Raw genomic sequence first — 12133 nt, forward strand, 5'->3', positions numbered from 1 at the left:
TTATTGCTTGTTTTTTGCTTTCAGGTCAAAAAAAAGGTGTTACCTAGAAAAGTAACACCTTTAATTTAAATCTGAAATGCTATCATTATTTTTTATGTCTTGGCTCAGAGGAAACGGTTAATCTCTTTCTTCCTTTGGCTCTTCTTCTCGCAAGAACTTTTCTACCATTGGCAGTCGCCATGCGCTCCCTAAAACCATGCTTGTTTCTTCTCTTCCTTTTTGACGGCTGATACGTTCTTTTCATTTCGGAACTTTTTATGGATTTTGTTCGTGGGAAATGTTTTCCCGAAAAATTCTGGGCGCAAATATACGAAGACTTTTTACTTTGGCAAGTCCCAAAAGAAAATAATTAAATTAGTTTTTAGTACTTTTGCCACCTCTAAAACATTCGGTAAAATCTCCAACTCTATGTTCAACAAAAATATTAAACTCGTTATCGCAGGTCTTATCATTGCTTATGCCGTGTACCAGTTCGTGGAGGGCAACATCGGCAATGGCATTGCCCTTATCCTGTTCTCCCTGGTGTTCATTTTCCTGTATTTCAGGAACGAGTTTATCCTCTTGGCCTTTCTGCGCATGCGCAAACAGGACTTGGAGGGCACCCAAAAATGGTTGGACAAAATCAAGAACCCTGAGGGAGCGCTCATCAAAAAGCAGCAGGGCTACTTCAACTACCTCCATGGGATCATTTACTCCCAAAAGAACCTGACCCAGGCGGAAAAATATTTCAAAAAGGCCCTAAAACTGGGACTTACCATGGATTATGATGTGGCCATGGCCAAATTGAGCCTTGCCGGGATCGCTATGCAGAAGCGCAGGAAGCGCGAGGCCACTCAATTGTTGCAAGAGGCCAAAAAACTGGACAAAAACAACATGCTGACCGAGCAGATCAAGATGATGCAGCAGCAGATGAAGAAGATTTAATAGCTTTTCATTTATTTTTATGACATAAAGTCATCAAAAGAATAAATGGGAAAAATCATTAAAAATGATTTTTAGCTCATTTGTATATTACAGAAAATCAGTAAATTGACAAAATTGCCATAAAAATGCCGCAATGAAACCGTTATCAACACCTTATAGTCATAAGTAGTTTTGTGAAAATTTCAATCAAAATTAATTATGAATGAAATCGGAAATAAAATTCGACAAATAAGGAAGAAAAAAGGTTTATCCCAAGAGGAATTGGCCGAGTATGCAAAAGTCAATTTAAGAACTATTCAACGGATTGAAAACAATGAGAGTGAACCGCGAGGAAGGACATTGAATTTAATTAGTGGAGCACTTGATATAAGTGCTGAGGACCTTTTAGATTATGGTAAAGAAACCGACAACAATTATTTAATTTTCTTTCATCTATCTGTATTGTCTTTTTTAGTTATTCCCATAGGGAATATAATCATTCCTCTTGTCTTATGGATAAATAAAAAAGACAAGGTAATCGGCCTAAAAAAAATTGGAGCCAACCTACTAAACTTTCAAATTGTTTGGTCTGTAATGGCCTTTTTAACCATTACAGCATTCACTATTCTTAAAATCATGCAGATTGGTTCATTTCCTATTTTACTATATATTTTTATCGGTCTTTATCTTCTCAATATTTCATTCCCAATAATTTTTGCCCTTAAAACATCTAAAGGAAAAACAGATAGTTTTTACCCTAATTTAATTGAGCTGGTAAAATAACCTGTATTTCATTAAGATTTTGCAACCTATTTTCTATGATTAGCTGTTGTTATAGTCTCGTTTTTATAAATTTTGCGAAAAATCATCAAATCGATAAACCGTGAATCAATGTATCCTTACATTAGTTAGATTGATATTTTACATACCAACCCTATGTACTACCCCCTCATACTAAATAGTATCCATATCCAACCCCTATTTGGCGATTTACTAAAAGGAAGGCCCCACATCTTCGATTTTTCATCCAACAACCCAAAAACACTGGAGTACCCGCTGATGGACTTCCATCAGTTTAACCAAATGATTTTTGATGAATTAAAGGATGCCTCCCTAGGCTGGGGCATTGGCAGGTATTTGGAAGAGCGAAAAAGTCTGCTACGGTCCTACCCCAATATTATTGAAGAGCAAAGGTATTACCATCTCGGCTTGGATATTGTTGTACCGTACAACACTCCCATGTTTTCCCCTTTAGATGCCGAGGTCTACAAAACTGGAAAAGAAACCACCCTTGGTAATTATGGAGGTTACATCATTCTGAAACATGATATTAACAGCGTAATCTTTTATTCTTTGTATGGGCATTTAAAAACTCCTCACTTAGTGCATCTTGGTGATTTGGTCAAGGCTGGCGAAAAGTTTGCACATATAGGCAAAGAAAGCGATAGTGGTGGCTGGTTTTGTCACGTGCATCTTCAAATTCTTACCCAAGAAGCCATTGACAATGGTGTCATGGACTGGGGGTACATCTCACCAGTGCACCTGCCGAAAGTGGAACAGTATTTTCCTTCGCCTTACTTTCTGTTCAAGTACTGAAAAAAGTAACCCATCTAAGAATCTACCTCCCCGCACTCGATGTGCGATAATACCCCTTGTTCGGGATTTCGATCACATATTTTTTTCGGGAGCTGTTGTTCAAATGGGGCTCACGCAACCAAGGGTTGTGCCTTTTCAGTACCTTATAGTTGATCTCGTAGAGCTGTGCAAAATCCGCCCAACTGGTCACGGCCGTGTCCACTTCCACAGTAAAGGTGGGCACTTTGGTATATAGATCCTCTTCCTCCACCAAAAAGCCATATTTACCTGGGTTGGAAATAATCTCTTTGATGGCCATGATTCGGAACACGTAGCGGCCTGTCTCCTCGCCCAACAACAAATCGTAGTAATCCCCTGCTTTCTGGATGCCCATAAACCGTTGGATGCCTGCAGGACCTGCATTGTAGGCCGCCGCTGTCAGGGTCCAACTACCAAATCGCTCCTTCCACTTTTTAAGGTAATCACAAGCGACTTGGGTGGATTTCTCCACATGGTAGCGCTCGTCCACATTATCGTTCACCTCAAGGCCATATTCCCTTCCCGTATCCTTCATGATCTGCCAAAAACCGGTCGCCCCCGCAGGTGACACCACATTCTGAAGACCACTCTCGGCCACGGCCAAATATTTGAAATCGTCCGGGATACCGTTCTTTTTCAAAATGGGCTCTATGATGGGAAAATACTTGTTGGCACGTTTCATCAACAACAAAGCGTTGGACTGCCAGTAAGTGTTCACCAAAAATTCACGATCTACACGCTCCATGATCTCGGGGTCGTCCAAAGGAACGGCTTCACCCGCAAAATTGAGGTCTTCGGGAATCTCTATGGCACTAATCCTGTAGCCCTGGGCCACATTCTTGTCGTTTTCCACCACTGTTTCGGGAGCTTTTTCCTCAACAGGTTCCGGGGTCGACTGTACCGCAAAAATAAAGGTGCCGGTCACCGCGATCAATCCAATAAATGCCAATATGTTCTTCAAGTGTTTCATAGCCAAATTTTTTTTAGGGTACCGTAAAGATACTATATAGACGTGCTTATCCTAAAATTATTGTGGGGAGATTTTCATTGAACCACCTCGCCCGGTGTATGATCATGGTGTGGGTACCGTTCTTGACCACTACGCATTCCTTGATGTTGGCCAACGGAAAAACGCTGTCCTTCTCCCCATGGATATGGACCAAATTGGGGGGCGGAACAGTCTGGTCCCAATTCACGATCTGGTCAATGGACCAATCGATATACTGCTTGTCCCGGATGGAAAGGTATCTTTCGTAGAGGTGCAAACGCTTGGCCACCGTTTCGCCAAAGGCATATTTGGCCAAAAGCTCCACATTGGTCACCAATCCCGTCGGGAGCAGTTTGTGCACCCTGGTATATTTGGCAAAGAGCATCCGTTTGGGAAGCTCCGTCCTGCTTTTTACCGAGGAGACCACAATCACCTTTTTTGGGTCGATGAACTTGGCCATCTCCTGCACCAGCATCCCTCCGAAGGAGACCCCCAATAATACAGGGTTTTCATGGTTTATGCGTGTACACATTTGCTGCGCGTAGGCTTCCAGGGACATTCCTTTTTCCGGGATGGACCAATCCAACAAATGGACCTCAAAAGTTTTGGGAGAAAGATGGATGCCCTCAAATATAGATGGTGCGGCCGCCATTCCAGGCATCAGGTACACATGGGTTTTTGTATTGGGCATATTCCACCAAAGATCGTCAACCACTAGGAAATTAACAATTTTTTGACTAATTTTGTATCCCTTTTGCAGCTGACCCCAATTTATTGAACTATTTTTTTTAGGGGATTGATCAAATTTATCCTTTTGGATGATTTAAATCTTACAGAGTCATTAAAAACAGTACTATATGACAGAAATGGAAATTAACGACAATAGTTTCTTGCGCCAGTTTGAAACTACGGTCAATGGGCATTTAGCCAAAATTGAATACTCTTCCCAGGAGCGCAAGGTATTTTTGACCAAGCTGGTGATTCCTGAGGAAATTGACCAAGAGGGGTTCAAAGAGGACTTCATCAAAGCCGTTCTTCACCAAATCCAGGAAAAAAACCTTCGCGTGGTACCGACCAGTCCGCACATTGCAGGTTTCTTGAGGAAGAACAGACAGTATAAGGAAATGTTGCCCGTAGGAATCCGCATCTGATGCGCAACAACCATCCCAAAAAACCAAAGCCCTCCCTTCCGGAAGGCTTTTTTTATGCCAAAATGGTATCCGGAATAAATTCGAAGCGCACCAGGCCATCCTCATCGATCTCGGTAAGCTCCACCTGGTGCAAAGTGTTCACCAGTTCAGGGTTCCAAGGGGCCTTTACCTTCACATAGTTTTCGGTAAACCCATGGATATAGCCCATCTTGTTCTCCCCTTCGAACAATACGGTCCTGGTAGTGCCCAGTTGGCTCTCGTAGAAGGCCCTTCGCTTTTTGGCAGATAGGCCACGGAGCATTTTACTGCGTTTGTTCCTCACGTTTTTGGGAACCACCTGTTCCATATCGGCCGCCAAGGTGTTGTCCCTTTCGGAATACGTGAAAACGTGCAGGTAGGAAATATCCAGTTCGTTCAGGAAATGATAGGTTTCAAGGAAATGCTCGTCGGTCTCCCCAGGGAAGCCCACGATCACATCCACCCCGATACAGGCATGTGGCATGGCTTTTTTGATGCGCTTCACCCTATCCTCATAGAGATTGGAAAGATACCTCCTTCGCATCAACCGCAAAATAGTATCGCTCCCGCTTTGCAGGGGCACATGGAAGTGGGGCACAAAGGAATTGCTCTGCGCCACGAAATCGATGGTCTCGTTCTTCAATAAGTTAGGCTCTATGGACGATATGCGGAGGCGATGGATGCCGTCAATCTGGTCCAGGGCCTTCACAAGGTCCAAAAACGTATGCTCGTGCCGCTTGTTGCCAAACTCACCCTTTCCATAATCCCCGATGTTCACCCCGGTCAACACAATCTCTTTGATGTCCTGCGCAGCGATCTCACGGGCATTGTGCAGCACGTTCTCCAAGGAATCGCTACGGGAAATGCCACGGGCCAACGGAATGGTACAATAGGTGCATTTGTAATCGCAACCGTCCTGCACCTTCAAAAAGGCACGGGTACGGTCCCCGATGGCATAGCTGCCCACATAAAAATCCGCTTCCTCGATCTCGCAGGAATGCACCTCTCCCCCATTGTTTTTGGTGAGGTCGTTTAGGTAATCAGTGATCTTGAACTTCTCGGTGGCACCCAACACCAGATCCACCCCGTCCACAGCGGCCAGTTCTTCGGGCTTGAGCTGTGCATAGCAACCCACAGCGGCCACAAAGGCTTCGGGGTTGGCCTTTTGGGCCTGTTTTACGATGGTCTTGAATCGCTTGTCGGCATTCTCGGTCACGGAACAGGTATTGATCACATACACATCGGCCCGTTCGGAAAAGTCCACGCGCTCAAAGTCCTCCTTTTCAAAACTTCGGGCAATCGTTGAAGTTTCGGAGAAATTGAGTTTGCAGCCGAGTGTGTAAAATGCGACCTTTTTGTTCATCCAATCATCTGACTTTAGGGCTGCAAAGATAATGATTTGTTGAGAGTTGTGGCAACAAAGTGAGGGACGGGCACCAAGGGCCCACGTCCCAAACCCATAAAAATAGTGTCCTCCATTTCATAGCGTAATTGATCAATTTTTAAATCATGGAACAAAAAATAACGTAAATTGCGCCCCTATAGCATTCCCCATACTTGTTTTAAACAAACCCGATCTTCACTTGAATCGCAATTGACAGGACGTTTCAGTTGTAGTACGGGTGTTCGTATAACCAAAAAATCAATTGGCATGAAACGAGTGCTTAAATATGGGCTAGGGGGCATTGCCCTGATTCTAATAATAGTTGGCGTACATTTTTTTGTGATCAAAAAACTGGATGAGAAATTAATTGAATCGGACGATTTCTTTCCAACAACCCATAAAACGAATAGGGCATTTTTGGTTCCATCCAAGTTTATTGACGGGGAACAGTTTTATGTCAAACTTCCTTTAAACAACAAAGACACCATCTTAGGTTTTTGTGACACAGGAGGCGGTATCTCAATCTTGTCCCCTTACAAAAGGAAAGATCCAAATATTGAGCCTTTTGTCCGAAAAGGAATAGCCAAAGGAATCATGCCCATGAATTATATTTTGTTCAAGGATATGGTAAAGATGGATTGTTACCCCCTTCCTTACCCAGCACCCAATATGATCTTAAGAAAGCCTTTTACCGTGGTCAAAGAGCCTTATTTAATGATTCCCCGACTTACCGAAGACCTTCGGGAAAAGCTGGAAAAAGTTCCCAACATGGAAGCATTTCTAGGTCAAGGATTTTTCATTGGCAAATCGTGGACTTTGGATTACCCAAACGAAGAGATTTGGCTAAATACCCCACTTCACCAACCAGATGGTGTCGATCCGAACATCCAACCTATTGGATTCAAGAAAAATAGTTTGGGAGTCACAACTCATGGACATCCCAGGATGCAGATTGAAATCGATGGCCAGCAATTGGATGTGCTTTTTGATACAGGGGCCAGTTTTGTACTTTCTGACAATGGGAAAAAATATTTTAATACTTCCAAGAACACCATTGCGGGATCATTTATTTCCTCTACCCTGTTTGATGAATGGAGACAAAAACATCCAGATTGGAAGTATTATCCAGCATCTGATGGAGAGCAAGGCATAATTGAAGTCCCAGAAGTCAAAATTGGAACCCATATAGTTGGCCCGGTACTGTTTTCCCGACGACCAGATTATATATGGTCTGAAATAATGATCCATTCCATGGATAAAATTGTACAAGGCGCCATCGGAGGGTCAATCCTGAAGCATTTCAAGATTACCATAGATTACAACTCCGAATTGATCATGTTCGAAAAATAACCCAAAACTTGATTTTTAGCATTCCATTTAATGGACCGGAACAAATCAGTGGATTATCTAACTATTTTGTGGAATGTAATTGTTTTCATCATAGATGAAAGGTCGATTTGCCTTGAATCGATTCTATGGTTCTATTTGTAAATTCCCTACCTTACTACCTTCATTTCTAAACCCAACCGTATGAAACTTCGAATAGTGGCGATTGCCGTTGCGCTGATGGCCATCCAATCCTGCAAAAAAGAACCCGTTTCTTCCCTTGCCGACTATCAGGGGGACGAAACCTATTCCGTCATCGTCGGCGAGAACAAGGTAGGTCACCTCAAGACCACCACCGTGGGCGATACCATCCATGTCGATTTCGATTACAAGAACAACGGTCGTGGCCCGACCATGAAGGAGACCATCGTATTGAACCCCGAAGGCTATCCCATTGATTGGAAAATAACGGGGAACACCACCTTTGGCAATGCCGTTGACGAACATTTCTCCCTTGAGGGCACAAACGCCTCTTGGACGGATGCCACAGGTTCCGGCAATGCGAACGTGGAAGCTGCCCAACTCTATGTGAACCAGTTTGGGAGCCCCTATTCCTCCGTGCTGGCCGCCAGATTGCTGCTGAACGCCCCCGAAAACACCTTGCCCGTGCTTCCCGCTGGTAACCTGACGCTCACCGAGATGGAAAAGATCACTGTGCCTCAGCCTTCCGGCGAGGAGGAACTGGCCCTGACCACCTATGCCCTTTCCGGGGCGGAACTGAACCCTTCCTATTTTATCCTGGATGACCAAAAACGGCTCTTCGCTTACATTACCCCTCGGCAAATTGTGATCCGTGAAGGATTTGAGGCCGTGGAAAAGGACATGCGCCAACTGGCTGAAAACTATTCGGCCCAACGCTACGAGACCCTTCAAAAGAAATATGCCCACAACTATGGCAAAAAAGTGCGGATCCAGAACGTACGGGTGTTCGATCCCAAGTCGATGGCACTCACCGACCCGGTTTCCGTGGTGGTCGAAGGTGAAAAGATCACGGCCATCGAGGCGGCCGATGCCACTGGCGAGAACGAAGTGGTCATTGCAGGGAACGGTGGTACGTTGGTGCCCGGTCTGTACGAAATGCACGCCCACTCCGGCGATAACGGTGCCCTGTTGAACGTTTTGGCGGGGGTGACCTCCTTCCGCGATATGGGGAACGACAACGAGGTGCTGTCCGATCTTATTGAAAAAATCAATTCTGGCGTCTTGGCCGGCCCACGCATCACCCGATTGGGCTTTATCGAGGGCAAGAGCCAGTTCAACGCCAACAACGGAATCATTGTGGAAAGCGAGGCCGAGGCCCTGGCCGCTGTGGACACCTATGACAGTCTGGGCTATTATGGCGTAAAGCTCTACAACAGCATGAACGGGGATTGGGCGCCCGCCATTGTGAAAAAGGCCCATGAAAAAGGGCTCTTCGTGACCGGGCACGTGCCTGCCTTCTCCAACGCCAATGCCATGCTGAACGCCGGTTTTGACGAGATGACGCACATCAACCAGACCATGCTGGGTTGGGTATTGGAACCCGAGGAGGACACCCGTACCCTGCTACGCCTCACCGCCATGAAACGCTTTCCAGAATTGGACTTGAACAGTCCCAAGGTGCAGGAAACCCTGGACCTCTTCGTGGCGAACAAAACGGCCATTGACCCTACCCTAGCCATCCACGAAAAATTGATGCTCTCCCGCAACGGGCAAGTATCTCCCGGCACCGAGGATTACATCGACCACATGCCGCCCAACGAGCAGCGTGGCATGAAAGTGGCCCTGGCGCAGATTGCCGATGCGGAAGAGGACAAGGCCTACCGCGAAGCCTATCAAAAAATCGTGAAAACCCTCAAACTGATGAAAGAAAAAGGCATTTTGATTGTGGCAGGGACCGATCTGGGCGGGGCCTTTAACCTGCATCGCGAACTGGAACTGTACACCGAGCAGTTGGGCTACACCAATGCCGAGGTGCTAAAACTGGCCACCCTTGACATGGCCCAATACCTGGGGCAGGAAGATCTGGGCAGCATTGAACCGGGAAAACTGGCCGATTTCTTTTTGGTGCCCGGCAACCCGGTGGAGGACATCAAGGCGATAAAGAGCATAACTTTGGTAGCACGTGGCGGCACGTTTTACTACCCCACCGAGGTGTACCCCGAGTTTGGCATAGCGCCTTTCACCCAAATGCCGGAAGTGAAGGAATAATATAGATCTCAACTACAATTGATAGGAGCCAGCAGCATGTTTTGTTGCTGGTTTTTTTGTTGATATTCTTCATAAAATTCTGTTTACCAACCGATTGAATTTTGTAATTTTTCAACATAGGAAACAAAAAACATCCATTAACTTATGAAACACAAAACCCTACTACTCATTCTCGGTCTTGCCATCTGCCTTGCTGGCCATGGACAGACCCAAGCCACCACTGAAACCCCTCAGAGGATGATCAAAGTGACCATCCTATATCCCAATGGTGAGGGGAAAACCTTCGATATGGACTACTATGCCACTAAGCACATGCCCATGTTGGCCGACCTCTTCGGGGACACGTTAAAAAACCTGGAGATTGACAAGGGAATCTCCGGGCGCACCGCCGATGACCCCATCCCCTATTTGGCCATTGGCTACCTGTATTTTGATAGCATCGAGGATTACCAGAACGCATTTGGCCCCCATGCAGCGCAGATTCGTGGGGATATCCCGAACTACACCAACATCCTGCCCGTTGTCCAAATCAGTGAGGTGGTGCGGTGAGCCGGGTTAAAAAGGTTAGTTTATGGGCCAGCAGCATTGTATTGTTGCTGGTTTTTTTTGTTGATAAAACCTGAAAACTAGATGGTTGCAGCCATTGAAATTGTAGTATTTTTCATTGAATTTCGTTATCGGTCGATACAATTAATTTAAACGAGTCATATCTTTAGCGTTCGCTGCAATTAATAAAAGAATATGGAAAAATCAGAGTCAGGAGCACCTATTTATAGGTATAATGAATCAGAAAAGAATGAATTTAAAATTGCATCTGAAGATTCATCAATAGAAGAAATATCAAATCATATTGAGAAATATGTTGGTGAAATTGAAATGGTTTTCCATGAAATAGGTTCAAATCAAGTACATATTGATGTACTTTGGGTAAAGGCAAACTCAGAAAGGCCTTATCACACTTTAATCACTTCAGGAATGAGTGATCTACCCATGTCCCAACCAAAAGGTGTTGAAGGTGAGGAATATGCAGAATTAACTTTTTGTTTACCTGCTGATTGGAAATTATCTGAGGAAAGTTTTAATGAAGAAGCGAATTATTGGCCTATTAGATGGTTGTTATTTTTAGCAAGATTCCCACATGAATACAATACTTGGTTAAGTTTTGGTCATACAATACCTAATGGTGATCCTGCTAAGCCATTAACTTATGGAACTAAATTGAATACAATCGCTTTACTCCCATCAGTAATTTTAGATGAAGGTTTTAAAGAACTAAAATTGAATAATAAAACAATAAAATTTTATTCATTGGTTCCATTGTATAGTGAAGAAGTTAATTTGAAAATGAGAAAAGGTATTGAATCTTTATTTGATGGATTTGATAAACATGGAGTAACTGATTTGTTGGATATTAACAGGCCAAATACTGCTAAAAAAATCTTTGGATTATTCTAAAATGCAGTTAACAGCCCCCGCTCGCGCGAGCATCATGCTCGTGCCAAGTATAAGTGATTATGTTCTTTGAAAAAATTAAGACCAAGGAGATACGAGCGTGTCGCTCGCACCAGCTGGGAGATATGCCGCCTATTCTGTTTCTGAATCGGTGGTTGGAAAGGTCTTCCGATATATAAAAAACCAAAAGCAACATCACCAAAAGAAGTCATTTCACCAGGAGTACAATGGCTTTTTGGATTTGAATGGGCTTGATACAAAATGAAACGTTCTGCCAGACTACACAATAACAGCAGGTTATGTTGATAAAAGTGTTGAATGATTGCGGGAAAATGTGGGTTTTTGTAAGTGGTTTTCTGTTAACTTCGATATCATTTGATAAACTAGTTAAAAATGATTCATTTTTACGTTGGCTTTACGAATGCTCATAACAAAAAACCATATAAATCTATATAAAACCACGACCAGTACAAGGTTTGTTGCTAAAATGATGTTCTTGTTAGGGAAAACAGATGAAAAAGCAATAACTGTTTTTCTTTCTCATAAACACGATGACAGTGAAGTATTAGAACATGTAATTGAGATGTTTACAAGTTTAGGAGTAAAGGTATATGTAGACTGGCAGGATGAAGATATGCCTACAAAAACATCTGGAGAAACAGCGGTTAAAATTAAGGAGAAAATAAAAGAAAATGACAAATTTATTTTATTGGCTACAGAAAATGCAATTCAATCAAAATGGTGTAATTGGGAACTTGGATTTGGTGATAGTGAAAAATATTTGGACAATATTGCAATAATGCCAATAACAGAAAATGATGGTTCATGGTCTGGAAACGAATATCTTCAAATCTACCCTATTATAAAAACAGAATATCAGCATTCTACTGGGAACTACTATGTTGAGTTTGGTATGAAAAGGAAAAAACTTGAAGAATGGCTTAAATCTTAGATATATGGAGTCAAAATTAAAACATTTAGAATTTATTCAAAATGCAATTAAAAGGATGAATTCAAATTCTTTTATAATTAAAGGATGGTGTATCA

Annotated in this window: 13 protein-coding genes; 9 read left to right on the top strand and 4 right to left on the bottom strand. The window is 43.4% G+C overall.

Going from position 1 to position 12133, the window contains the following annotated elements; all coding sequences use genetic code 11:
- Nucleotides 1–85: 85 nt before the first annotated feature.
- Nucleotides 86–244, bottom strand: a complete 159-nt coding sequence (gene rpmH / locus SD450_RS10180; protein ID WP_072882462.1) for a 50S ribosomal protein L34 — start codon at nucleotides 242–244, stop codon at nucleotides 86–88.
- 164 nt (nucleotides 245–408) lie between these two features.
- On the opposite strand from rpmH, the gene SD450_RS10185 reads away from it, so the two are divergent.
- From SD450_RS10185 to SD450_RS10195, 3 genes are all read left to right on the top strand, one after another.
- Complete coding sequence (locus SD450_RS10185; RefSeq protein WP_072882722.1) at nucleotides 409–924, top strand: hypothetical protein; 516 nt, start codon at nucleotides 409–411, stop codon at nucleotides 922–924.
- Nucleotides 925–1122: 198 nt separating this feature from the next.
- A complete protein-coding gene (locus SD450_RS10190) occupies nucleotides 1123–1686 on the top strand; it encodes a helix-turn-helix domain-containing protein (RefSeq protein WP_318344362.1) in 564 nt (187 codons plus the stop codon).
- A gap of 153 nt (nucleotides 1687–1839) precedes the next feature.
- Entirely contained in the window at nucleotides 1840–2499 is a 660-nt protein-coding gene (locus tag SD450_RS10195) for a peptidoglycan DD-metalloendopeptidase family protein (RefSeq protein ID WP_318344363.1), read from the top strand.
- 22 nt (nucleotides 2500–2521) lie between these two features.
- Here SD450_RS10195 and SD450_RS10200 read toward each other — a convergent pair whose 3' ends face one another.
- Together SD450_RS10200 and SD450_RS10205 are read right to left on the bottom strand one after the other, a co-directional pair.
- Nucleotides 2522–3487 (bottom strand): lytic transglycosylase domain-containing protein, encoded by a 966-nt coding sequence (locus tag SD450_RS10200; RefSeq protein WP_318344364.1) that lies wholly within the window; start codon nucleotides 3485–3487, stop codon nucleotides 2522–2524.
- Nucleotides 3488–3533: 46 nt separating this feature from the next.
- Complete coding sequence (locus SD450_RS10205; RefSeq protein ID WP_318344365.1) at nucleotides 3534–4196, bottom strand: alpha/beta fold hydrolase; 663 nt, start codon at nucleotides 4194–4196, stop codon at nucleotides 3534–3536.
- Between the two features lie 166 nt (nucleotides 4197–4362).
- Here SD450_RS10205 and SD450_RS10210 point away from each other — a divergent pair, with 166 nt between their 5' ends.
- Complete coding sequence (locus tag SD450_RS10210; RefSeq protein ID WP_318344366.1) at nucleotides 4363–4656, top strand: GNAT family N-acetyltransferase; 294 nt, start codon at nucleotides 4363–4365, stop codon at nucleotides 4654–4656.
- 52 nt (nucleotides 4657–4708) lie between these two features.
- On the opposite strand, the gene mtaB is transcribed toward SD450_RS10210, so the two are convergent.
- Nucleotides 4709–6037 carry a tRNA (N(6)-L-threonylcarbamoyladenosine(37)-C(2))-methylthiotransferase MtaB gene (gene mtaB / locus SD450_RS10215; protein WP_318344367.1) on the bottom strand — a complete coding sequence of 443 codons (1329 nt, stop codon included), beginning with the start codon at nucleotides 6035–6037 and terminating at the stop codon, nucleotides 4709–4711.
- A 288-nt stretch (nucleotides 6038–6325) separates the two neighbouring features.
- On the opposite strand from mtaB, the gene SD450_RS10220 reads away from it, so the two are divergent.
- From SD450_RS10220 to SD450_RS10240, 5 genes are all read left to right on the top strand, one after another.
- The gene (locus SD450_RS10220; RefSeq protein ID WP_318344368.1) at nucleotides 6326–7408 is read left to right on the top strand and encodes a hypothetical protein; all 1083 of its coding nucleotides are present in this window, start codon (nucleotides 6326–6328) and stop codon (nucleotides 7406–7408) included.
- 180 nt (nucleotides 7409–7588) lie between these two features.
- Nucleotides 7589–9634: an amidohydrolase family protein gene (locus SD450_RS10225; protein WP_318344369.1), complete on the top strand. Its 2046-nt coding sequence runs from the start codon at nucleotides 7589–7591 to the stop codon at nucleotides 9632–9634.
- Nucleotides 9635–9778: 144 nt separating this feature from the next.
- The gene (locus tag SD450_RS10230; protein ID WP_318344370.1) at nucleotides 9779–10183 is read left to right on the top strand and encodes an EthD family reductase; all 405 of its coding nucleotides are present in this window, start codon (nucleotides 9779–9781) and stop codon (nucleotides 10181–10183) included.
- A gap of 192 nt (nucleotides 10184–10375) precedes the next feature.
- On the top strand, nucleotides 10376–11089 hold the full coding sequence (locus SD450_RS10235; RefSeq protein ID WP_318344371.1) for a suppressor of fused domain protein: 714 nt from the start codon (nucleotides 10376–10378) through the stop codon (nucleotides 11087–11089).
- A 493-nt stretch (nucleotides 11090–11582) separates the two neighbouring features.
- Nucleotides 11583–12038, top strand: a complete 456-nt coding sequence (locus SD450_RS10240) for a toll/interleukin-1 receptor domain-containing protein (RefSeq protein WP_318344372.1) — start codon at nucleotides 11583–11585, stop codon at nucleotides 12036–12038.
- Nucleotides 12039–12133: the final 95 nt, after the last annotated feature.

The sequence above is a fragment of the Flagellimonas baculiformis genome (assembly GCF_033441575.1).
GTDB classification, from domain to species: Bacteria; Bacteroidota; Bacteroidia; order Flavobacteriales; family Flavobacteriaceae; genus Flagellimonas; species Flagellimonas baculiformis.